This is a genomic window from Lapidilactobacillus salsurivasis (assembly GCF_054785215.1).
Genome location: NZ_BAAABI010000004.1, coordinates 87,623 through 110,508 on the forward strand (window position 1 = coordinate 87,623; position 22,886 = coordinate 110,508).

Sequence of the window (22,886 nt, forward strand, 5' to 3'; positions counted from 1 at the left end):
AGTTTCGATTTTTTGAGGCGGAGGGAGGTTGACTCCTTTCGCCTTTTATCATGAATTCTTTACGGAGGTTGTCCATAAATGGCAAAATTAATCGTTTCTGACGTTAACGTTAAAGACAAAAAAGTTTTGATCCGGGTCGACTTTAATGTGCCGATCAAAGACGGCGTGATCGGTAATGATAACCGGATCGTTGCCGCTTTACCTACGATCAAATATGTAATCGAAAACGGCGGCAAAGCCATCTTGCTTTCTCACTTAGGCCGGATCAAGAGCGACGACGATAAGAAGAAATTAAGCTTACGTCCCGTTGCGGCTCGTTTGGCTGAATTGTTAGGCAAGGATGTTAAGTTCGTGCCGGTCAATGAAGGCGCTGAATTAGAAGACGCGATCAACGCAATGGTTGATGGCGATGTGATCTTAATGGAAAATACCCGTTTCCAAGACATCGACAATGATTTCGGCAAACGCGAATCTAAGAATGATCCTAAGTTAGGCGAATATTGGGCTTCCTTAGGCGACGTTTATGTCAACGACGCTTTCGGGACCGCGCATCGGGCCCACGCTTCTAACGTTGGGATCGCCACAGCAATGAAGGCTGCGAACAAGCCTGCTGCTGCTGGCTTCTTGATGGAAAAAGAAATCAAGTTCTTAGGGACCGCTGTTGATCAACCAGTTCATCCTTTCGTGACCATCTTAGGTGGCGCTAAGGTTTCTGATAAAATCGGCGTAATCGAAAACTTGATTCCAAAATCAGATCATATCTTGATCGGCGGCGGCATGGCTTATACCTTCTTAGCAGCAAAAGGCTACCAGATCGGCAAGTCATTGTTTGAAGCTGACAAGCTTGAATTGGCTAAGGAATTGTTAGCTAAGGCTGGCGACAAACTGGTCTTACCTGTTGATAACGTTGCGGCGACTGAATTTTCAAATGATGCCCCTCACGAAATCGTTGGCGATGATATTCCTGAAAATGAAATGGGCTTAGATATCGGTCCTAAATCGATTGCTTTGTTCAAAGATATTTTGAAGGACGCGAAGACGGTTGTTTGGAACGGCCCAATGGGTGCGTTTGAAATGAGCAACTACGCTGAAGGTACGTTGGAAGTTGGTCGCGCTTTAGGTGCTTTGACTGACGCAACCACGATCATCGGTGGCGGGGATTCCGCTGCAGCTGCGATCCAATTAGGCATCGCTGACCAGATCACCCATATTTCAACAGGTGGCGGCGCTTCGCTTGAATACTTGGAAGGCAAGACCTTACCAGGTATCGCTGCGATTTCCGAGAAATAATTTCCAAAAATAATTTTTGAGGTGAAAGATATTGCGTACACCAATCATTGCCGGTAACTGGAAAATGAACAAGAATCCGCAAGAAACACAGGCTTTCTTGGAAGCAATCAAAGGCCAATTACCAGATCCAGCGCAAGTTGAATCAGTGATCGCTGCGCCTGCGATCGACTTAAACGCATTAGTATGGTTCTCCAAGGATTCTGCTTTAAAGGTTGCCGCTGAAAACTGTTATTTTGAAGACGAAGGCGCTTATACCGGTGAAACTTCACCGAAAGCGTTAGCTGAAATGGGCGTTGACTATGTGGTCATCGGTCACTCAGAACGTCGCCAATATTTCCACGAAACTGATGAAGACATCAACAAAAAGGCGAAAGCGATTTTCCGCAACCAAATGTTGCCGATCATTTGCTGCGGCGAAACGTTGGAAACACGTGAAGCTGGCCATGAAGTTGACTGGGTCGTTGGTCAAATCAAGGCTGCTTTGGCTGGCTTGTCCGCTGAAGAAGTTTCTAAATTAGTGATCGCTTATGAACCAATCTGGGCCATTGGGACTGGCAAGACCGCCAGCTCTGACCAAGCTCAAGAAATGTGCCATGAGATCCGTGAAGCTGTCAAGTCATTGTATAATGAACAAACCGCTGAGAACGTTCGGATCCAATATGGTGGTTCTGTTAAGCCAGCTAATGTGAAGGAATTAATGGCTAAACCTGACATCGATGGTGGTTTGGTCGGTGGCGCTAGCATGATTCCTGAATCATTTTTAGCCTTGGTCAACTACCAAAAATAATGCCGCGTTGGAGTGTTAAACAACACTAAAATTTGGTACTATAATGAATGTAAGCCGATAAATCGGGAAAAAGAAAAGGAGCGAAACAAATGTCTGTAATTACTGATGTTTTAGGCCGCGAAGTTTTAGATTCACGTGGCAATCCTACTGTTGAAGTTGAAGTTTATACTGAATTAGGTGGCTTCGGCCGCGCGATCGTCCCTTCAGGCGCTTCAACTGGCGAACACGAAGCTGTTGAATTGCGTGATGGCGACAAATCACGTTTTGGTGGCAAGGGTGTTTTGAAGGCCGTTGCTAACGTTAACGACGTTATCTCAAAAGAAGTTATCGGGATGGACGCAACTGACCAACGCGCTTTAGACCAAGCGATGATCGAACTTGATGGCACACCTAACAAAGGCAAATTGGGTGCTAACGCGATCTTAGGCGTTTCCTTAGCTGCTGCTCGTGCTGCTGCTGACGAAATTGGCTTGCCATTGTACGAATATCTTGGCGGCCCTAACGCTCATTTGTTGCCAACACCAATGATGAACGTAATCAACGGTGGCGCGCACTCAGACAACAAGGTTGACTTCCAAGAATTCATGATCATGCCTGTTGGCGCTAAGTCAGTTCACGAAGCTGTTCGGATGGGCGCGGAAACTTTCCACGCTTTGAAGAGCTTGCTGGCAGCTGACGGCAAAGCAACTTCTGTTGGTGACGAAGGTGGCTTCGCTCCTGACTTCGCTAACAACGAAGAACCTTTGGAATACTTGGTTAACGCAATCCAAAAAGCTGGCTACAAGCCTGGCGAAGATATTTCAATCGCTATCGACGTTGCCGCTTCTGAATTATGGGATGCTGACACTAAGCAATACAAATTACGCTGGTCAACTGGTGAAGAGATGGATACACCTGCATTCATCGCTTACATCGAAGGCTTGGTCAACAAATACCCAATCGTTTCGGTTGAAGATCCAATCGACGAAAACGAATGGGAAGACTGGCAAGAAATTACCAAACAATTGGGCAAGAAAGTCCAAATCGTTGGTGATGACTTGTTCGTAACTAACACTGATTACCTCAAGAAGGGGATCAGCATGGGCGTTGCTAACTCAATCTTGATCAAAGTTAACCAAATCGGTACTTTGACTGAAACTTTTGAAGCCATCGAAATGGCTAAAGAAGCTGGTTACACTGCCGTTGTTTCTCACCGTTCTGGTGAAACTGAAGATACAACGATCGCTGACTTGGTTGTTGCGACTAACGCTGGCCAAATCAAGACTGGTTCAATGAGCCGGACTGATCGGATCGCGAAGTACAACCAATTGATGAGAATCGAAGAACAATTAGGCGATGCTTCTAACTACAAAGGTATCAACAGCTTCTACAACTTGAAAAAATAATTAGCTTCCTGTGAAGCTACTGACCGTCTATCCGTTGGGTAGGCGGTTTTTTTTGTCTTGGTTTTGGTAAAGCAGCGCTTCTGGATTTGGTGCGTTGCCAGATTGCAGGTGTGTTGGGTTTGGTGGGGACGCAACCGCCTCAGGACGTTTGTCGTGGCTGGAAACGTGCTCCGCACAACTGACTTCTGTGCTTAGCTACGCAATGGTTTCGGAAGCGAAGCCCGCTTCCAAAGCCATCGCTAGGCTAATGCTCGAAGTCAACCCGTTGCGCTGCGCTCTGGCTTGGAACGCGGTGGGCACTGTTTTTGAGCCAATCCGCAAAGACCGCGGCTTGTCTCAAAATCAGGCCTTATTCTAAGCGATAAATCGCTAAGAATAATCTCACCGCTGAGCCACACGTCCTGAGGCGGTTGCTGAACAGAATTGAGCCTATCTGCAATCAAGGCGAAGGATTTGACGAAGTGCTTTTGCAAGCTAGAGGTTAAAACAATCGCCCTTTGTGAGGTTGTACGGAAATGTTAACTAATTCTGGAAAGCGAGATGCCGTTCTTGATCCTTCGCTTAATTGTATGTGTGGTGGGTTTAGGTGGGGACGCAACCGCCTTAGGACGTTTGTCGTGGCTGGAAACGTGCTCACCGACCCAAGCTCCCTGTTTTTAGCTACGCAATTGTTCCGGGAGCAAAATACAGCTTCCAAAACAGTTATTAGGCTAATGCTCAGGAGCTGGTCAGGTCGGCTCTCACTCTGGATAGAGTCGCGCAGTCCCAGCCGCGGTTGCTAGGCAGAATTTCGCCTATCTGCAATCGAAGCGAAGTATCAGACAAAGTGCTTTGGCAAGTAAGAGGTCAAACAATTGCCCGCTTTTTGGTGGTACGGCAATGCCAACCGATTCGGATTAGGAATTGGGACATTTTGCGTAGATTGAACATTTCTGCTTGTTCCCTTAACAATCCTTGGTTGGAAACCGACCAGATTAGCCATTTTATCAAGAACTTGCGTCAGTTCATCAAGCAGACTGCACTGGTGTCACCAATTTAAAGCTGGTGACCACTAACCACGGTCGTCATTTGCGTGGCTCCTCATCAATTGGCAACAGCTTGTCAGCCGGCGTGAGTGCTCAAACGTCTGTTATAACGTTGAGCGGCTGGAGCGGAGAAATTCGGGGTGAGATCGCCGTGAAATTGGTCTTAGTGGCTATGCCACTTAGACCAAGGCTCAGCTTTGAGATTTTCGGCGCCCTTCCGAAAAGCTCAAAGTGACGCCCACAGCGAGCTCACCCCGAATTTCGCAGCGCAAGCTGCGGACAATCTACTTTTGTTAGGCTAATGCTCACAGCCGCGTATCCTCGCTGCGCACTCTGAAACGTGCTGCGCGACCCAGCTTCTTCCGCTTAGCTACGCACTTGTTCCGGAAGCAAAGTGCAGCTTCCAAAACAAGTGCTAGGCTAATGCTCAGAAGCTACCCGGGTCGCTCCGCACTCTGATTTTGTCTAGACATCTTTTCGTCGTTTGGCTGGCAAAATTGGCACATAATCTTTGAAAATTGAAGCGTTTTCTTTTACGATTACGGTGATAAAACGTCACGATTACGCCGTGAGAGGGGGATAGGCGATTCCGGCACGCGGTTTTATTAGGGGGAAGTACCATGCGCTGGTTAAAGAAATACTATCTTGAATTATTGTTGGTACTGCCGATGACAGCCTATATTCTGGGTTTCACCTTAGTGCCACTGATCAAAACTGTGATCTTGGGGTTCCAGGATCGCTATACGGGCAAGTTCTCTTGGTCAACGTATCAGACCTTGTTCGCGCGACCCGATTTCATTCAATCGATTGGTAATACGGCGGGCATCTCGTTGATCAGTTTAACGATCCAAATGTTTTTGGCCTTTGTGATCGCTAATGTCTTAAAACAGAAATTTCATGGCCGGGCGGTTGTCCGGTCGTTGGTGTTGATGCCCATGGGGATTCCGACGATTGTGTCCGGCATCATTGCGCTCTATATTTTTGGGACGTCAGGCTATTTCAATGAACTATTGCTGAAGCTGCACTTGATCACGCGGCCGGTCCAATGGCTGACCGAGGGTTTTCAGGGGTTATTGGTGATTTCCTTGGCGGATACTTGGAAAGTGCTGCCGACTTTGGTGCTACTTTTACTGGCGGGGCTTGAGGGAATCAGTCACGAGATTTATGAAGCGGCGGCGATCGATGGCGCTTCACGTTGGCAAACCTTGTGGCGGATCACATTGCCATTGTTAAAACCGACGATTACTATGGCGGTTCTATTTCGCGCCGTGGATGTTTTTCGGATTTTTGAGTTGCCGCAGGTTTTGGTGGGCCAATCGGTACCTTTTGTGGCCACGTTTGCCTATCAAGAATACAATTTGAATAACCCCAATGGCTCCGGCGCGGCCTCGACGATTTTGTTAGCGATGATTTTGACCTTTGCTTTGCTGTGGTTGAAATTTGTGGACCGGGGCGCGGGTTTCGCGGACCAGAATTGAGGGGTGATCATGATGAAAACACGCAAGTTACATTTCGGGCGGATCATCCTGATTACGGTCATCAGTACCTTAATGGTGATGCCGGTTTATCTGCTCTTTAAGATTTCCATCAGTAGCCCTAGCGAAGTATTGACGCAACACCCAACTTTCTTGATCCATCATTTCGACTTTTCTCATTGGCGCGATGTCTTTCAATCTGGTAATATTTGGGCGCCGCTGGAGAAAAGCCTGATCGTGGCGACGGGGACGATGGCGCTGGCCACCCTGATCGTCGCGCCAGCTTCGTACGCGATTTCTCGTTTGAATCGCAAGGTACGCTTCGGTTATATCGCGGCGTTGTTTTTCACGAAAATGTTTCCGACGGTGGGGATCGCGTTGCCGATTGCCATTACTTTCACCAAGTGGGGGTTGGTGGACTCGGATTTCGGGTTGGTCATGGCGCATTTGATCGAGGAAATTCCTTTCATGGCTTGGATCCTGTTGTCAACGTTCAGCGCGATCCCGAAAGCGTTGGAGGAGGCGGCCATGGTCGATGGCGCCAATCGGATGCAGGCGCTGCGCTACGTGGTCTTTCCCGTGGCGGCGCAAGGAATCGCGGTGGCGGCGATGTATGTTTGGTTAAATTCCTGGAATGAATTCACTTTCGCCTTATATTTGTCTCTGACGACGAAAACTTTACCTTTGGAAGTTTACTATTATGTGCAGCGTGGCGGCTTCTTTGAAACTGCGGCGTACTCAACCTTGCTGGCGGTGCCGGTGATCTTGATCACCTTCGTGCTCCAGCGCTATCTCAAATCAGAATATTTAAGCGGTGCGGTGAAGTAACAAACTTTTTGTTTGGGGGGAAACAAAATGAAGAAAAAAATTTGGTTGCGCGGGTTAGTTGGTGTAGGCGTGTTGGCCAGCCTAATTCTATTGGTCGCTTGTGGTGGCCCGACGAAGAAAGCGGCGACGCCAACTTTGAATGTGACCATGGGCCTGAGCGATGAAGAATGGAAGGTCATGAATCAAGATGTTTTGCCGGCTTTTGAGAAGGAATCAGGCATCAAGGTCAACGCGATCCAAATGGAAGCGGCGGATGTGGCGAAGAAGCTCCAAGCCTCGGTCGCGGCCAAGAAGAATGACATTGATGTTATCTCGCAGGATGTGAACACAACGGCCCAGTTGGTTGCGGACGGTTATATGGCGGATCTAAGTGACCAGACGAAAATAATTCCTAGTAGCACCTATCCGATTCAGAAGCAGGTGGGCGTTTTCAACGGGAAGACCTACTTCTTGCCCTATCGGCCTAACGTGGAAATCAATTATTACAACAAAACCAAATTCGACAAATACGGGCTACAACCACCGACGAATTGGGACGAGTTATTGACCGTCGCCAAAACATTGAAGGCAAAGGAAGGGATTGGGCGCGTCGCTTTCAAAATGAGTGGCGATGTGATCGAGCTAGTCGAATTCATTCGGAGTGCCGGTGGGGATCCGCTGAACCTCAATGATGCTGGCACGATTACGGCTTTGACCTATTTGCAGAAATTGATGCCTTTTCTGTCTGATGATACTTTGAAGGGGACGTTCTCGACCACGAATACTTTTTTAGCCAAGGATGAGGTTTATTACATGCCCAATTGGCCCTTTGCCACCAATATTATCGTTGGTGATGGTGGCCGAAAGGATATTCACGCGACCGCTGGCTTTGCGGGGCCAAAGAAGGCAGTCAAAACCTTGGGCGGTGAAGTCTTAGGTGTCGTTAAGGGTACCAAGAATAAAACGGCGGCCTTGAAATTCATCAAGTATTTGGAAAGCAAAAAAGTCCAGCAACTTTTGCTCAAGAAGAACGGCTGGCCATCCTTCCGCGCCGATGTGACCGGGACAGTGACTGGCTGGCAGGCGCCTTATTACCAAGCGACCGACGCGGCGTTGAAGATCGCCCAGCCGTTGCCGAATGTGACCTACATGCCCGACGTGAATAAATTGATCAACGATATCTTCCAAGAGACTTGTGTTCAAGGTAAAGACGTCAAGACCGTGTTGAAGGCTTATCAACCAAAGTTGGCCAAAATCAAATCCGAGGCCAAGAAGACCCAGTAGCATTGAGTGCCGCGTCCACCGCAGTAGGTGAGCGCCCGCCAACTTGAGGCCAATGATTGTCGGACAGCACCACTTAGCTAGCACTGATCCAACGATCAGTGCTAGCTTTCTGCCCTTGAATCGACTATACTGGTGGATGTTGTGCCGGTGAGCACGTTTAAAAAGAGAGTGCGAGCCGGCCTGGGTAGCTTCTGAGCATTAGCCTAGTAACTATTTTGGAGGCCGGACTTTGCCTCCGGAATAGTTGCGTAGCTAAGCGGAAGAAGATAGGCCGGTGAACACGTTTAAAAAGAGAGTGCGAGCCGGCCTGGGTAGCTTCTGAGCATTAGCCTAGCTGGACGGCCGACGAACAAGTTTCATTAAAAACAGTGTGGGGTCAATTCATGCAAACGTGGAAACAAGAAGCGCCGAAGTTGGCGAAAATTTTTGTAGGAAATCTCATTTTGGGTATCGCCTATGCCAAATTGATGGTGCCGGACAAAATTATTAATGGTGGGGTCACTAGCTTGGCTTTGGTCCTGGCTAAGGTGACGAAATTGGATATTGTGGTCTTGACCAACGGTTTGACCGTTTTGTTGCTACTGATTTGTTGGCTGGGCTTGGGTCGGGCCACATTATTGAAATCATTGTTTAGCAGTGCTTGCTATTTAGGTAGCTTTTCCTTCTTTTCGTGGCTACCGCTGAAATTGACGACGGTGCTTCCGGTGGATCTGGCTTTGGCCTGTGGGTTGATTGCCCTGGGTTACTACTGTTGTCTCAGCGCGGGGTCATCAACGGTGGGAATGGATGTGCTGGCCTTGATCATCCATCAACATCAACCCCGTTGGGCGGTGGCCCGCATCATTCGTGATTTGAATTTTGTGGTGCTCTTACTGGGGTTGGTCACTTATGGCTGGCAAGCGGTGGTGATTGGCTTGATTTTCAGCTTCGTTTACGCCTGGTTGTTGGACAAGTTACTGGTCCACTACCAACAGCGTATTGAGCGTCAGCCCCAACAAAAGGCCTGAAGCAAAATTGGCCCCGTTGCGACAGTGACCAGGATTGGGGCAAGCTCGGCCACTCAGCACAGACGGTGTTACGGGTTCCGCAAATCCGAGTCGCCTCAACAAGCGTTCAGGCAATACCTTGCAATAATCAAAAAAGCCGCTGGCGGCTCTGCACTCAATGGGATCGTTGAATCTTGTTGAGTGGTGAGCCCCAGCGGCTTTGGTCTTATTTCCGGTTTTAGGTTCAATGATGCCGTTGCTGCAGCAATTGGCGCCAATTACTCCGACGTAACAGGGCACTGGTGAACTGGCGTAGCGCTTGCGGCGGTAAGGCCCGGATCTCTTGGCCAAACGTTTGCGCTTGGTAAACTTCGGTGATTTGGCTGAAAGTTTCCGCGAGACCAAGGTGCTGATCGATTTCTTGGGCGTAGGCGCTAAGTGACTGGCTTGCCGGTCGCCGCCAGCAAGGCTGGAGGCCGCGCAAACTATAACGATAGAACTTACTGAAATTTGTTTGCTCGAATTGGCGGGCCCAAATCCACAGAATCAATGGTCGTATTTTGGGCAAAAGTAATAGGATCAAGGCGATGAGTGCCAGCCAAATGACTAACTGCAGCCAACCAGGTAGGTTAAACGTGATTTTAGTGCGGCGGGTGCTGGTGGCCGAGTCTTCTGAGCTGCTAACGGTTTGTCTTTGCGAGCTGGACTTACTGCGGCTACTGGCACGACTGCTGGTACTGCTGTTGACACTACTTGAATTCGCCGTGTTCGTTGCTGTCGAGGTAGTTGTGGTTACTTCGTCGCTATTGGTGAAACCAGGCGTTGGTTCAAAAGGGAGCCAGCCATATTCGCCGAAATAAACTTCTGGCCAAGCGTGGGCGTCCGAGTTGGTCACGGTGTATTCGCGTTGATCACCGCTAAGCGTTTTGGTAACTGTGCCTGGCGCGAAGCCCTTGGCCCAGCGTGCCGGGATACCAATACTACGCAATAATACGACCATCGCGGTGGAAAAGTTGTCACAATACCCTACTTGAGAATCAAATAGGAAATAATCAACGTAGTCACGACCTTGTGGGAGCGCAGGCGTGTCAATTTTAGAATAGACCAAGTCAGCGGAATCTGCCAAGTAGTCTTCAATCGCCATGACTTTGCCATAATAGGTAGGGATTTTCTCAGTCAGTTTGACTGCCAACCGGCGAACCCGAACCGGTAACGAGCTGGGCAGGGCCAGTTCCTCAGTGTAGTTGGTCGTTGTCGGGGCGGCCATGGCGGCCAGTTCCGCGGGGACAATTTTCTTCGCATGCACACCCAGCTGTAATTGTTTAACATCATTAGCATTGCCGTAAAGTCGCTGGGAAGAATTATCGTAGAACGTACTATCCAAGGACCCCGGTTCAATCGCTTCGATTTCGATCTGACCATAGGGGAGGCCAATATAATCTTGATTGTTCAGCGCGGTTAGCCGCACCGCTTCTGACGTGTTTGCGTAGTCAACTGTGGCGGCGCCGTCACTGATCACCCGCGGTGCATCTAAGTAACGTTGGATCGCGCGGGTATCTTCGCTGACCCAGCGGGAATTCGTGGGGCTACGCCAACCTTGACCTGTGTAGTCAGTTTTGACCTGAATGCGTAAATAGTGCGGTTGTGTTGCCCGAACTTTGACCACGGCCGTCGGATCATCGTAAAGCGGTCCGCCCAGTTGATTATCATCTTCGGAAAAGCCCGTCCGACTGGCACCACGAGCATAGCGTTCAATACTTTCATAGAAACCGACTTGATTGAGCTGGCTCCGTAAATCGGCTGACCAAGCGGCTAATTGCGTGTTGATGGCGGGCAATTGGATTGTCGCGCCCCAAACTGCTAAAACGAGGACAATTGGCAGTAGGGGCGCCAGCGACCGCCGGCCCTGGTTAGGCGCCCACCATTGCCGCCAAGCCCGACTGATACAGAAAATCAAGGCTAGTTGTAACGTCGCGCTAGTTAGCTCATTGCCATTAAAAATATGAACCGCCAATAAATAACTGAATACAATTAGCACGCTGAGCTCCGGGCTTGACCAATAGCAGCTTAACATGAAGATCAACGCTAGTGCTAGCAGGGCCAAGGTCACACTGAGCGTCGCCGTCAACTCAGCAGAGCCACTGGTCAATGAGGTGGTGATCGCCGTTTTCAAGCGACCGAAATAAGTTTTCATCCAGGCCCACGATAGTGATTGGTCATAGGGTAGCAGCCACCACGTCGTCAACAGTTGAACGATGGCCATGAGCAGTAAAGTCGGTGCCCAGTGGACGTGCAATAAGGTCAGGATCAACACCAAGGCACCCATGATTCCCAATGCAAACCAGAGCATTTGTTGATTGCCGATTTCGTTAACAGCGAGGAAGCTTTTGAGGAAAAGATAGGCCAGCCAGAAACCACAAGCGGCCTGGCCGGTTTTTTCAAGCACGCGGGTCATGAGGCACCTCCCACTGTAGTTGAACTTGTTGTTTATTGGTGCTAATCGTCAAAGTAGTTGGCGCCACACAAACTAAGATCAATTTCTGTTTGGGGAAGTGAGCGCTAGCGGCGGCATACGTCAAGGGCGTGGCGCTGAAGACAATCAATGCCGGAGTTTGTTCCAAGGTATCGGGCAGCTGTGAGGGTAACTCAGGGCTGGTTGTCCAGGCGGCTAACTGAGTCCAACTGGGCTGAATCAGTGGCTTCGCGCCGAGATAGAACCCGCGTTGCCAGAGATGGGTCTCCTGATCGATGGTTGTAAAGGCGCCCAGTAGTGCCTCGAAAGCGGGACCAGGGGTGCCCAGCAACACGCCGGCCCATTGTGGCTTTTGTTCAGGGCGATTCTTGCGCACAGTGGTCTTATCGCGTCTGGCCGAAACTTTCCAATCAATCGAATGCAGCGGAATTCCCGGGCGGTAGTCACGCAAAGATTCCAAATCAAACGAGGGCGTCGCATCATCCGCATTGGCGCGACGGACGAAATCAGCTAAGCCGTCAAGCAATGCCTGACTCAATCCTGCTTCTGTGGCAGGACCAACGATCAATGGCCGGCTTAGCTGGACCTGGTGTTGTTTGGTGGCGATGCCCAGCAGATCCCATGCCTGTAGCGTCAAGGGCAATTCCTGATGAATCCCCCGGTCTAAGTGGTTCGGCCAAATCACCTGCCGGGTTCGCCCGTAATAAGTGCCCCGCCAGTAAATCTGCTGGCCTTGGCGCACCGCCAAACTGGCAAAGAAACCGGGACCTTCAAGCCGCAGATTGATTGGCACGTGGGAATGCGCTCTTAACGGTTGTGGATCGGTGGTGATTTTCAACCGGGTTAGCGGCCATAGCAAACTCAACCCGCTGAAAATCAACGTTACCCCAGCAAAATCAGTGATCAACCAACTGGTGGGGGTATTGAAAATCGGGCCAAGAATGAAGAGTAATAATAAAACAATCGTGGTGCCTAGGTTGCGGCGCCAGTGACGCCAGTGTCCGCGCAAAATCATCGCTCACCTCGTCAGGGGGACAGGAATGTGCTGCAGCAAGTCGGCCAAGACTTGGTCGCTGGTCAGTTGGATCCCCGGTTGCAGAATCAGTCGATGTCCCAAAACTAACGGGGTCAGCCGCTGAATGTCCTCGGCCAACACAAAGCCGCGTCCCTGAGTCAACGCATAGGCACGAGCGGCAGCAGCCAATGCTAGGCTGCCCCGGGGACTGACACCTAAACGAATTCGCTGATCGTGCCGCGTCGCCGTCGTAATGTTGAGCAGGTAATCCAAAAGTGAGTCCGCAAAGCGAACCTTTTGAACTTGTTCCTTCAATTCCTGAACCTGCTCCGCCGTGATTACCTCGTGCGCTTCCGGCGCAGTGGCTGATCGATCGGCCAAATTCAACATTGCTAACTCAGCGGGCTTATCAGGATAGCCAATGCTTAACCGCATTAGAAAACGGTCCATTTGGGCCTCAGGGAGTGGGTAGGTCCCCTCATAATCACTGGGGTTCTGCGTGGCCAGCACGAAGAAATTATCATCGAGGGGATAGGTCGTCCCATCCAAGGTCACTTTTCGCTCACCCATAGCTTCTAACAACGCGGATTGGGTCCGTGGCGTCGCCCGATTGATCTCATCGGCCAGCACGAAGGTGGCGAAAATTGGCCCCTGTTGAAATTCAAAACTATTCGCGTGACGGTTGTAGATCGAAACGCCGGTAATGTCACCGGGCAGTAAATCAGGCGTGAACTGGATGCGGTGATAACTTCCAGCAAAGACCTTCGCCAATGTCTGAGCCAATGTCGTTTTACCAACACCAGGGACGTCCTCAAAGAGTACGTGCCCGCCGGCTAGAAAAGTGGTGATCGTCAGCTGGATGATTTCACGCTTGCCCACGATCACCCGTTCGATTTCGTCGATTCCTTGATCAATCAATGTTTTTGCCGCAGTCGCTTCCATAAGCAGAACCCCCTTTTCTTTATTATCTGACACTTACTATTCTTTAACAAGTGAAAGCCCCGGCTTTTCCTGTAAAAAAGTAGGTTGGCCGCAGCGTGTGTTGCCGTGGCGGAACGCTGTGGTAGGAGAAAGTAGCATGCCCGCGGCTTACGCTGCGAAATTCGGGGTGAGCTCGCTGTGGGCGCTGTTTTGAGCCAATCCGCAAAGTGCGCGGCTTGTCTCAAAATCAGGCCTTGTCCTAAGCGGCGAAGCCGCCAAGGACAATTGGTTCTTTCTATACTTTGGCGAAGACACAATCAACACTGATTTAGCGGCTTTCAAGACAACGAATAAATACTTCAACTAAATTAATTAGCGCGATAGGAGATAAATCGCCGCATCAACCATCCTAATTATCTAATGTTGAGTGTTACAATTTTCCAAATTTCGAACACAAGGACCTAAATTATCGATAAATTTTAAGGCTATTCGCCAAACCTTAGAAAGAACCGGACAATTTCACGGCGATCTCACCCCGAATTTCTCCGCTCCAGCCGCTCAACGTTATAACAGCCGTTTGAGCACTCACGCCGACTGGCAGGCTATCGCCATTGATGGAGAGCCACGCAATTGACAGCCGTGGTTAGTGGTCGCAAACTTTAAATTGGTGACACCAGGACAGTCTACCTGATGAACAGCGGCAAGGTCTTGATGAATCAGCCGAATCGGTCGGTTTTCAACCAAGGATTGTCTAGGAAGTAGATAAAGATGTCCAACCAAAGCAAAATATCCCAACCTCCTAATCCAAATCCGTTGGCATTGCTGTACCACCTCAAAAACGGCGATTGGTTGACCTCTGGATCGCAAAAGTACTTCGTCGAATCCTTAGCTTCAATTGCAGATAAGCTCGATTCTGCCTAGCAACCGGCTGGGACTGCGCGGCTCAGTGGTGAAATTGTCCTTGGCGGCTTTGCCGCTTAGGACAAGGCTCGATTTGAAGACAAGCCGCGTACTTTGCGGATTGGCTTCAAACGACGCCCACCACGTTCCAGTCCGCATCAGCAGTCCCAGCCGGTTGCGCTTACGCGCAACACCCGCAATCAAAAAAACCACATCAATGTGATGTGGTCTGGCCAGGGTAGAAACGATGTTTGATGAAGACGCCGCAGCTACAGCCGACAATAGTCACCACAATAATCAGCAGATTGCTGGGAATGAAAACAGCACCGAAATAACTCAATGCCAGCGTCAACCCAATCATCAGCAGTTGCAAAGACAGCGCAAGGCTACGGTCGGCGCTGACCTGCAAATAGAGTAAGCCGATAAACATGGCGATGATCGCAAAATCCAGGCCCAACTGTTGTGGGTCGGCGATATAATTGCCAATCAAGGCGCCAATCAACGTGGCAATGTTCCACGTCGCGTAGGCCAGCAGATTGACGGTGTTGAACCAGGGAAAGTTAAGGCGACCTTGGGTGAAGTTAAGTTTGTTCATCCCTAAGGCGAAACTTTCATCCGTTAATAAGGTGCCTAGGAAAATGTTTTTTGCCAGACTGGCCTGTTTGAAGTAGGGGGCGATCGTTAAGCTTAAGAGAATCATCCGGGCATTGACGAGAAAGGTGGCTAAGACGATGGAAATGATCGGACTGTGGCTGACAAGTAAACTAACGGTGATAAACTGGGCTGAGCCGGCGTAAATAAACAGCGACATGAAAAGAACTAACCAGGGACTAAAGCCACTGGCGCGGCCGACAACGCCGAACGCGATGCCGATCCCTAAATAACCGAACACGGTTGGCAACGTTTCTTTGACCGCGGTATGTTGATCGAGTTGATGATCCATGCTGGAAACCTCTTTTATTGACTTGGTGTGGCCGGTTGACGGTGATGTTGATCAAGCGGCCCTGGTGTGGCGTCAATGGTCGCGCGGTTGGTGCTGTTTGATGGCGAAACTAGCCGAAGCTAAATCAGGCGAATCAAGGCCAACGAAACAATGCCCACGGTCACGATCACCAACAAGTTTTTGGAAATGATCGCGCTGATCAGTGTGGGCACCGAGGCGAGGCAGTTTTCCAGATTTAACTGGGGCAAATGACCGAGATCTTGGGTAAACAGATTGCTGAACCAAAGCGCCGACATGATCACGATCGGCACGAAGCTAAGGAATTCGCGCACGGCTGGTGAGAGGGTCATTTTTTTGAGTAAAATGAAGGGGAGAACGCGGGATAGCCAAGTAATCAAACCGCAGCCAATGATCGTGATGAGGGTATATTCAAAAGAAGACATGTTTAAGCACCACTCCTAGGGGACATCCCACCAAGGTCACGACAAAAATCAAGAGGTTGGCGGGAATGAAAATCATTCCAAAATAGATAAAAAGTAAAACTAACCCCACGAGCAGGAGTTGAAGGCGGCGATCGATCGTGCGGTCGGCGTTGATTTGTAAATAAACGAGTCCAATAAACATGGCGATGATCGCGAAATCAAGTCCGAGACTTTCAGGATTTGGAATATATCGCCCCAACCAAGCGCCAGCGAAACTGGCGCAGATCATCATTAAATAGGGAGGAACCTCCGCCGGATAGAACCAACGAAAGGTGAGCTTACTACCGGTGTAGTTCGCCTTATTCATCGCCAAGGCAAAGGTCTCGTCAGTTAATAAACTTCCCATCAAGATGTTTTTCCACAGTTTGGGTTCCTCGAAATGCGGCGCCACCGTCAAGCTCATTAGGATGATCCGGGCATTGACCAGGAAGGCCGCGCCAAAAATCGCCAGGATCGGAGTGTGACTGGCCAGCATGCCAATAATGATAAATTGAACCGAACCGGCGTAAACGAAAAGAGAAAGTAGGAGCACCAGCCAAAGGGAAAACCCATTTGTCTGGGCAATCACGCCAATAGCGAAGCAGATGCCGAAATAACTGAACACGATCGGCAAGGTTTCTCGTAAACCGGTACGGGGGTCCAGGTCATGACTCATGCGCAAACTCCTATCAGAAAGGTGACAACAAAGACATTTTAGGTAATGGCATAATGATACCATACTGCCTAGGCTTCCGGTAACCTTGCTGGAATATTTTTTGGTGAGTGACTGGCTGGTCCTTTCCACTGAATAAGTAAACAATTATCGGTTTGGAAAGTATGACACGAATTGAACCAAATTGCCCAAGCATGGCGCTAGATTTGGTATAATCAAGATGAGAAAGCAACCATGGGGAGGTCTCTAAAATGGGCAAGCGACCACAGCACGTTAAGCAACAACACCAGCGGCATTGGGGCCGCTGGCTGATCGGAATTTTCAGCGTCGTCGTCTTAGTCGGACTGATTGGCCTGATGATGGTCCAGGTGTTGGATTTCTCCGCGCCGGAAACGTCCTCTGGACAATCAAACCAGACCGATCCAGCACAGCAGCACCAAACTAGCCGCCAACAGCCGACCAGCCAGGACCACTCGCACGCGGCTGAATCGAGTGGCCATCAAGCGCACGGGTCGAAATCCAGTAGCACAGCAGCTGCCAGTTCCAGCTCAAGCAGCGCTTCAACTGGTCGTAGTTCTTCCAGTCAGTCCGCAACCGGTGTCGTTCCAGATGCCGCGGCTGGTTCATCAGCCAATGCCGACGGGGCCACAAGCACCCCTAGGGCAAACGATGCCGATCCAACCCCGCAAGCGCCAACCAATGTCACGCCTGCTCCCGGACAGAACCATCTTGCCGCGGCTAGTCAATACGCTTTTGATGTCCAGCAGGTTCGGGCGCAAATGTACGGTCAAGGTAGCGCGATCGGGCAGAAAACTGTTTTTCTGACGTTTGACGATGGCATTAATCCCACGATCACGCCGCAGATCCTGGCAATCTTGCACCGCTATCAGGTTCACGCCACTTTTTTCTTAGTGGGCAAAGCCATCAATCAAAGCACTCGCGCCTTGCTGCTTCAGGAGTATCAGAGTGGGCATGGTATTGCTATTCATAGCTTTGATCACAATTACAGCCGCTTGTATCCGAAACGGCGCGCCAACGCTTCGCAGATTTTGGCTGAGGCGGAACAAACTCAGGCGGTCCTGCGGCAATATCTAGGTCAGCAGTTCCGTACTCGGGTCTGGCGCTATCCTGGTGGCCACATGTCTTGGCAAAATTTAGCGCCGGCGGACCTGGCTTTGCGGCAACATGGGTATTACTGGATGGATTGGAACGCCGCTTCTGGCGACGCGCTGGGGGCGAAGGAAGCGCCGAAAACAGTGGCGCAGATGGTGCAATATCAAGCCTATTCGCTGTCTTATTTCCCTGACCATGGAGTGCGGGTGGTTCTGATGCATGATGCCGCGGGGAAACAGTTGACGGTGGCGGCGCTACCTCAGATCATTGAGTTTTATCAGCAACGGGGCTATCGTTTTGGTATTTTGAGTTAAAGCCAGCGGCAGCGAACGTCGCGCGCAGGCAGATCAGCACGCGCTAACGCCCACTCAACTTCTTGACTTTTCAGCTCAGGTTTGTAAAATCTGGGGTGTAAGGGAAACTTACGATTGGGGAGAAGGTGGGCACCATCACTGGAATTGTTAATTTCTTGGCCAAAGTCCGATCTTTGTCGTTTATTCAGATCATGCAGCGGACTTTGGTCATTTTGTTTCCATTTGCGTTGTTTGGCGCATTTGCGCAAGTATTTGCCGCGTCGTTTTTGTCTGTCGGTGGGTTCTTCGGCAGTATCTTCGATGTGGACGCATGGTTGCCACACTATGAAGCTTTGCGCGTCTTGTTCGATGATATCAGCCAGCTGACTTTGGGCATGCTGACGGTCGCCGGCGCGTTTCAGGCGGCGAAGTACACCGCCAAGTATTATCACAAAGATGACCAGATGGCTGGCCTGACTGGGGCGGTTGGCTATTGTTTGATTTTCTTCCACCATACCACCACCGAGACGGGGATCGCCGTGGAAATGCGGTACTATGATTATCATTGGCTGCTAGTCGGCGTGTTGATCGGTTATGGTGTGGGACAATTATTTCGTTGGTTTGGCCAATCAGAGAACGCGACCGCTGCGGATTCTGCTTTGATTTTGAATCGGGCCTTTCTGGCGATGCGGCCAATCGCGATCACGCTATTTTGGGCCTTGGCGCTCCATACTGGGTTCGCGCTGTTGCGCTACGCGAAGATCGATCAGTATATCACCACCGGAGTCCAGGACCTGGCCAATCAAAAAGCCAGTTTGCCGATTACGTTTGGCGCCGCGCTTTTGACGACGGTTCTAGGTTGGTTTGGGTTTACCGGTCCTCTGGCGTACACCAGTAAAATTTCGGAGATCGAGATTTGGGATAACTTGGATACGGCGTTGAGTCAGGGGAGCAGTTGGCATGCGCCTCACCCATATACCGCCTTGTCGTTGTATCATAGTTTTGGGACTTTTGGCGGGACGGGCGCGCTGTTGGCCTTATTGATCGGGCTGATTCTGCTTAGTCGCAATCGTAATTCGCGTTTGGTGGCGCAGTGGAGTTTCTTCCCGGCGATTTTTAATGCCAGTTTGCCGACAATGTTGGGCATTCCGATTCTGTTGAACCCGCTGTTCTTCTTGCCCTTTACCTTGATTCCGTTGGTCAATATGGGGTTGGCCGCCGGCGCGATCGCACTTCATTGGATGCCGCCAGTGGTCTATCCGGTGCCAGCGGGGACGCCGGGGCCGCTGGTCGCCTTTATTGGAACCAACGGTAATGTTCCGGCGCTGTTGTTTGGCATTGGCTTGTTGGTGGTGGATGTGTGCCTGTACTGGCCGTTTATCCGCTTAGCCGAGAATGTGAACCAGCATTTGCGAGAAGAGGCGATGTGAGCATGGCATTTCAGAAGATCCGTCAATGGCCGAAAGCGGTCTGGCACTGGTTGTTCTTGGGCTTGTTCTTATTGCTGATCGTCGGGCTGGCCTGGCCGTCCTATTCGTGGACGCAGGCGAATGTTAAGCAAATGGCCACCCGTCACAACGCCAAAATGTCGCCGGTGATCATGATCCCCGGGAGCAGCGCGAATGAAAGTCGCTTCGATGATCTGATCACGACCATCAACAAAACCGATCATCAAAATCATAGCTTGTTGCGGCTGCATATTTACACCGATGGGACCATCAAAGCGACCGGCGCGATTCGGCCCAATGATCGGGAACCTTTTATCGTGGTCGGCTTTGAGAACAATGATGATGGTTATGATAATATCAAGCAACAAGCGAAGTTGTTCGGGCAGGCCTTCACGCAACTGACCAAGAAGTATAATTTCAACAATTTCAAGGGCTTCGGTCATTCCAATGGCGGCTTGATCTACACCGACTTCTTGGAGCATTATTTCAAGGACGATCAAATCACCATGAAACGTTTGATGACCGTGGGTACGCCGTATAATTTCGCCGAAAACTCCACCAGTCGGAAAACGCAAATGCTGGCTGACTTCATTAAAGACCGGAGCGCGATTCCCGAGAATTTGGTTGTTTACTCTGTCGCCGGAACGGAGAATTATGATAATGATAGTATCGTGCCGATCAAGAGTGTGGCGGCGGGTAAGTACATCTATCAGGGTCAGGCGGCGCAATACACGCAGATCACCGTGACTGGGAAAATGGCCCAGCATTCCGAACTTTTGGCCAATCCCCAGATCATTGAGTTGATGACCCGCTATTTATTGGATCCAGTCAAGGCGCCGACTAAGAAGACCACGACGCGAACCTATCACGATGCCGATCCGACGAATAGTTTAGAAAATGACGCTAACGGTCAGTGACCCGGCAAACAGGCAATTGGTCAATAGAGCACGGCGGAACCGCGACTGAGGTCGATACTGGCGCCGTCAATGCGGCAACAAAAAAACGTCCCTGACTTTTCATGACGAAAAATCAGGGACGTTTGCTGATTACAACGATCGCTTGAGCGGGCGATTACTGTCGGCTGACATCATAATCGGAAACAAGCGGTTCAATATCAGGATCCGGCGTTTGCTGAGCAACGGCGCGGACATATTTTTGGTAAACTGAAGTTGTTTTGATTTTAGCCACTGAATCGGTCTTGCTGGCGTCATCATCAAGGAGAACATTCGAATTTGGTCCCGAAACCAATAATGAACCATCCTGCTGGGTGTAGGCGATGAATAAATAAGTCTTGCCCGCTTGGGGTAAGGTATCATTTTCAAACAAGTCGTAAGCAGTCTTGTCTTCCCGCAGGCCACCTTGTTTGGCGAGGTTGATCGGCTTGTTCGTGATCAACTTGTTCTTCAAATTGGTCAAAACCTTGACTTGATACTGGGTATAAGCGGAACCAACATATTCGACGGAACCATTTGCGCGCTCCAGCGGCACCTTGTCTTCATAAGTTGTTCCTGTCAATTCGGTGACCTTGCCGACAAAGACGTAATTTCCCGAACCAACTACCGCCTTGGGGTCGGTGACATTAATGTTATAATCACCCTGAATGGTATGGGTCGGTGGATTTTCCGGGATCTTACTCGCGTTATAACGATCCAAACCATGACTTACGGCAACTAAACTGACCACTGTTAACAAGGTGATCAATCCGAACTTAAGCTTGTTCTCTTTCATGGCGAACCTCCCTTGATTCAAAAAGGTCACAAACTGTGACGACGCAACTAGTCAAATGGACCGCGACCGTGACTCGGTCAAGTTACCCGCAAAGTGAAATCTTGTTCAGTACTCACAAATAAATAATAGTGCGAAAACGCTTTAATGTCAACGAACGGTTATGGTCGGGATGCTTGAGAGTAGGTAGTGCTGCAAAATAATCTCATTGTTTGTTTTGCAGTTTGACAGCGGCGTGTTCGTGCTGTTGGATCAGCAATCGGGGACGAAGGTTCAATGGCTTTCAATCGTCGGGCCATTTGTGAGAATGGTCAACTTTTGCTGGAAATGTTGGGTCATCTATGATAGAGTGGTATGAGTAAGAATTACAGGAATTTGTCCGGAGGCAACGACGTGTATAATATTATTCAGATTTTACTGATCATTGACTCGATTGCGATCATTATCGCAGTCATGATGCAACCATCTAAACAACAAGATGCCCTGAACGCCTTGTCTGGTAGTGGCGGCGAACTCTTTGGCCAAACCAAGAAGCGTGGGTTTGAAGCGGTCATGGAGCGGGTCACAGCGGTCCTTGGTGTGATCTTTTTCGTGCTAGCGCTCATCTTGGTTTACTTGTCCTCACATTAATCGATGGTCAGGCTCCTGCGATCAGCAGGGGCCTTTTTATTAGCATTTTGACCGAATCGCTGGCGGGTTCGCTGCGGTTAGATAGGAGCAACGATGGTGAAGAAATGGCCCCAACCCCTTTATTTGCCGGGGACCAAAGCCACTGGCGTTTTACTTTTACACGCGTATACGGGCAGTTCCAGTGATATGCGCTTGCTGGCCCAGGCGCTGAATCGGGCTGGTTATGGTGTTAATGTGCCGCATTTGGCAGGCCATGCGACGGCGGAACCTTTGGATATTTTGACCCAAGGCAGTCCCGATACTTGGTGGGCCGATACTCAACGTGGTCTGGCTTTTTTGCAGGAGCAAGGCTATCAACGCATAGCCGTTTTCGGTTTATCCTTAGGCGGTGTTTTCGCCACCAGAGCTGTTCTGGAACAGCCAGGTGTTTGCGCCGGTGGTACGATCAGCGCCCCGATTATGACTACCGATTTCTCACGGATCGGGCCTGAGTTTCTAAACTACGCGCGTAAAATTTATCAACTAACAGGACTTCCGGCTGATCGTGTGGCGACTCGCCTAAAAAAGGTCCAAGAATTATTGCCGCGGCAGTTAGCTGAGGTGCAGGCGTTCATTACGCCGTTACAAGCAGAACTAACTTCAGATTCCAATCCGTTTTTTGTTGCTCAGGGCGGCGCCGATCAACTGATCGATTCCCAGGCGGGTCTGCGTTTGCAGGCGGCTTTACCACCAGCATTGGTTGATTTTCATTGGTACCCTGAGGCGGGGCATGTTTTGACGGTCAATTCGGCACATCGGCAGTTGGAGCAGGATATTTTGACTTTTTTGGCGGGTCTGTAGCGCAATGGGCATCGTTTGAAGCCGATTTGAAAAGTGCGGTTTCTGTATTTGCCTGTTCCGCTTGATTGCAGATTTGTTGGGTTTGGTGGTGACACAGCCGCCTCAGGGCGTTTGTGGTGGCTGGAACGCAGTGGACGCTGTTTTGAGCCAATCCGCAAAGAACGCGGCTTGTCTCAAAATCAGGTCTTTGTCTAAGTGGCAAAGCCACTAAGACCAAGGCTCAGCTTTGAGATTCGCGTACTTTGCGAAGCTCAAAGTGACGCCCACAGCGAGCTCACCCGCCACACGCAACGCAGCCCGCGGCCAATATTGAAACGGAACAGCGAGCTCATCGGCCACACACAACCCAGCGACGGTTTGACAAAACAAGGTAATTATCGTTAAAAAGGCGTTACGCCGTGATAAAATGAAA

General features: G+C 50.1%; 24 protein-coding genes. 15 read left to right on the forward strand and 9 right to left on the reverse strand.

The window, feature by feature from the left end:
- Nucleotides 1–78: 78 nt before the first annotated feature.
- The 3 genes from ACYVSB_RS06250 (at nt 79) to eno (ending at nt 3,462) form a co-directional block, all read left to right on the forward strand.
- Entirely contained in the window at nt 79–1,290 is a 1,212-nt protein-coding gene (locus tag ACYVSB_RS06250; RefSeq protein ID WP_461218791.1) for a phosphoglycerate kinase, read from the forward strand.
- 31 nt (nt 1,291–1,321) lie between these two features.
- On the forward strand, nt 1,322–2,077 hold the full coding sequence (gene tpiA / locus ACYVSB_RS06255) for a triose-phosphate isomerase (RefSeq protein ID WP_461218792.1): 756 nt from the start codon (nt 1,322–1,324) through the stop codon (nt 2,075–2,077).
- Nucleotides 2,078–2,166: 89 nt separating this feature from the next.
- The gene (gene eno, locus ACYVSB_RS06260; RefSeq protein ID WP_461218793.1) at nt 2,167–3,462 is read left to right on the forward strand and encodes a phosphopyruvate hydratase; all 1,296 of its coding nucleotides are present in this window, start codon (nt 2,167–2,169) and stop codon (nt 3,460–3,462) included.
- 257 nt (nt 3,463–3,719) lie between these two features.
- Here eno and ACYVSB_RS06265 read toward each other — a convergent pair whose 3' ends face one another.
- Nucleotides 3,720–3,935, reverse strand: a complete 216-nt coding sequence (locus ACYVSB_RS06265; RefSeq protein ID WP_461218794.1) for a hypothetical protein — start codon at nt 3,933–3,935, stop codon at nt 3,720–3,722.
- 571 nt (nt 3,936–4,506) lie between these two features.
- Between ACYVSB_RS06265 and ACYVSB_RS06270 the strand changes: the two genes are divergently transcribed.
- From ACYVSB_RS06270 to ACYVSB_RS06290, 5 genes are all read left to right on the forward strand, one after another.
- Nucleotides 4,507–4,722 carry a hypothetical protein gene (locus ACYVSB_RS06270; protein ID WP_461218795.1) on the forward strand — a complete coding sequence of 72 codons (216 nt, stop codon included), beginning with the start codon at nt 4,507–4,509 and terminating at the stop codon, nt 4,720–4,722.
- Nucleotides 4,723–5,107: 385 nt separating this feature from the next.
- A complete protein-coding gene (locus ACYVSB_RS06275) occupies nt 5,108–5,965 on the forward strand; it encodes a carbohydrate ABC transporter permease (RefSeq protein ID WP_461218796.1) in 858 nt (285 codons plus the stop codon).
- Nucleotides 5,966–5,977: 12 nt separating this feature from the next.
- Nucleotides 5,978–6,790: a carbohydrate ABC transporter permease gene (locus ACYVSB_RS06280; RefSeq protein WP_461218797.1), complete on the forward strand. Its 813-nt coding sequence runs from the start codon at nt 5,978–5,980 to the stop codon at nt 6,788–6,790.
- A 27-nt stretch (nt 6,791–6,817) separates the two neighbouring features.
- Nucleotides 6,818–8,053, forward strand: coding sequence for an ABC transporter substrate-binding protein (locus ACYVSB_RS06285; protein ID WP_461218798.1), 1,236 nt, complete (start codon nt 6,818–6,820; stop codon nt 8,051–8,053).
- Nucleotides 8,054–8,436: 383 nt separating this feature from the next.
- Nucleotides 8,437–9,060, forward strand: coding sequence for a YitT family protein (locus ACYVSB_RS06290; protein ID WP_461218799.1), 624 nt, complete (start codon nt 8,437–8,439; stop codon nt 9,058–9,060).
- A 223-nt stretch (nt 9,061–9,283) separates the two neighbouring features.
- Here ACYVSB_RS06290 and ACYVSB_RS06295 read toward each other — a convergent pair whose 3' ends face one another.
- The 4 genes from ACYVSB_RS06295 to ACYVSB_RS06310 all read right to left on the reverse strand — a co-directional run bounded on the left by ACYVSB_RS06295 (nt 9,284) and on the right by ACYVSB_RS06310 (nt 13,763).
- Nucleotides 9,284–11,494 (reverse strand): DUF4129 domain-containing transglutaminase family protein, encoded by a 2,211-nt coding sequence (locus tag ACYVSB_RS06295; protein WP_461218800.1) that lies wholly within the window; start codon nt 11,492–11,494, stop codon nt 9,284–9,286.
- Nucleotides 11,478–12,527 (reverse strand): DUF58 domain-containing protein, encoded by a 1,050-nt coding sequence (locus ACYVSB_RS06300; protein ID WP_461218801.1) that lies wholly within the window; start codon nt 12,525–12,527, stop codon nt 11,478–11,480. The genes ACYVSB_RS06295 and ACYVSB_RS06300 overlap by 17 nt, the downstream gene beginning before the upstream one ends.
- 3 nt (nt 12,528–12,530) lie before the next feature.
- A complete protein-coding gene (locus ACYVSB_RS06305) occupies nt 12,531–13,469 on the reverse strand; it encodes an AAA family ATPase (protein ID WP_461218802.1) in 939 nt (312 codons plus the stop codon).
- Between the two features lie 147 nt (nt 13,470–13,616).
- A complete protein-coding gene (locus ACYVSB_RS06310) occupies nt 13,617–13,763 on the reverse strand; it encodes a hypothetical protein (protein WP_461218803.1) in 147 nt (48 codons plus the stop codon).
- 580 nt (nt 13,764–14,343) lie between these two features.
- Here ACYVSB_RS06310 and ACYVSB_RS06315 point away from each other — a divergent pair.
- Nucleotides 14,344–14,571, forward strand: coding sequence for a hypothetical protein (locus ACYVSB_RS06315; RefSeq protein ID WP_461218804.1), 228 nt, complete (start codon nt 14,344–14,346; stop codon nt 14,569–14,571).
- On the opposite strand, the gene ACYVSB_RS06320 is transcribed toward ACYVSB_RS06315, so the two are convergent.
- The 3 genes from ACYVSB_RS06320 to ACYVSB_RS06330 all read right to left on the reverse strand — a co-directional run bounded on the left by ACYVSB_RS06320 (nt 14,563) and on the right by ACYVSB_RS06330 (nt 16,428).
- The gene (locus tag ACYVSB_RS06320) at nt 14,563–15,291 is read right to left on the reverse strand and encodes an AzlC family ABC transporter permease (protein ID WP_125598276.1); all 729 of its coding nucleotides are present in this window, start codon (nt 15,289–15,291) and stop codon (nt 14,563–14,565) included. The genes ACYVSB_RS06315 and ACYVSB_RS06320 overlap by 9 nt on opposite strands.
- Before the next feature lie 119 nt (nt 15,292–15,410).
- Nucleotides 15,411–15,734, reverse strand: coding sequence for an AzlD domain-containing protein (locus tag ACYVSB_RS06325; protein ID WP_125598278.1), 324 nt, complete (start codon nt 15,732–15,734; stop codon nt 15,411–15,413).
- Nucleotides 15,721–16,428: an AzlC family ABC transporter permease gene (locus ACYVSB_RS06330; protein ID WP_461218805.1), complete on the reverse strand. Its 708-nt coding sequence runs from the start codon at nt 16,426–16,428 to the stop codon at nt 15,721–15,723. The genes ACYVSB_RS06325 and ACYVSB_RS06330 overlap by 14 nt, the downstream gene beginning before the upstream one ends.
- A gap of 248 nt (nt 16,429–16,676) precedes the next feature.
- Between ACYVSB_RS06330 and ACYVSB_RS06335 the strand changes: the two genes are divergently transcribed.
- The 3 genes from ACYVSB_RS06335 (at nt 16,677) to ACYVSB_RS06345 (ending at nt 20,196) form a co-directional block, all read left to right on the forward strand.
- The gene (locus ACYVSB_RS06335; protein ID WP_125598284.1) at nt 16,677–17,852 is read left to right on the forward strand and encodes a polysaccharide deacetylase family protein; all 1,176 of its coding nucleotides are present in this window, start codon (nt 16,677–16,679) and stop codon (nt 17,850–17,852) included.
- A 155-nt stretch (nt 17,853–18,007) separates the two neighbouring features.
- Nucleotides 18,008–19,261: a PTS transporter subunit EIIC gene (locus ACYVSB_RS06340; RefSeq protein WP_461218806.1), complete on the forward strand. Its 1,254-nt coding sequence runs from the start codon at nt 18,008–18,010 to the stop codon at nt 19,259–19,261.
- A gap of 2 nt (nt 19,262–19,263) precedes the next feature.
- The gene (locus ACYVSB_RS06345; protein ID WP_125598290.1) at nt 19,264–20,196 is read left to right on the forward strand and encodes an alpha/beta hydrolase; all 933 of its coding nucleotides are present in this window, start codon (nt 19,264–19,266) and stop codon (nt 20,194–20,196) included.
- Between the two features lie 154 nt (nt 20,197–20,350).
- Here ACYVSB_RS06345 and ACYVSB_RS06350 read toward each other — a convergent pair whose 3' ends face one another.
- Nucleotides 20,351–21,007 carry a cell surface protein gene (locus ACYVSB_RS06350; protein ID WP_125598292.1) on the reverse strand — a complete coding sequence of 219 codons (657 nt, stop codon included), beginning with the start codon at nt 21,005–21,007 and terminating at the stop codon, nt 20,351–20,353.
- A gap of 390 nt (nt 21,008–21,397) precedes the next feature.
- Here ACYVSB_RS06350 and secG point away from each other — a divergent pair, with 390 nt between their 5' ends.
- The 3 genes from secG (at nt 21,398) to ACYVSB_RS06365 (ending at nt 22,858) form a co-directional block, all read left to right on the forward strand.
- A complete protein-coding gene (secG, locus tag ACYVSB_RS06355; RefSeq protein WP_125598295.1) occupies nt 21,398–21,634 on the forward strand; it encodes a preprotein translocase subunit SecG in 237 nt (78 codons plus the stop codon).
- Nucleotides 21,635–21,730: 96 nt separating this feature from the next.
- Nucleotides 21,731–22,474 (forward strand): alpha/beta hydrolase, encoded by a 744-nt coding sequence (locus ACYVSB_RS06360; RefSeq protein WP_461218807.1) that lies wholly within the window; start codon nt 21,731–21,733, stop codon nt 22,472–22,474.
- Nucleotides 22,475–22,669: 195 nt separating this feature from the next.
- Nucleotides 22,670–22,858 (forward strand): hypothetical protein, encoded by a 189-nt coding sequence (locus tag ACYVSB_RS06365; protein ID WP_461218808.1) that lies wholly within the window; start codon nt 22,670–22,672, stop codon nt 22,856–22,858.
- Nucleotides 22,859–22,886: the final 28 nt, after the last annotated feature.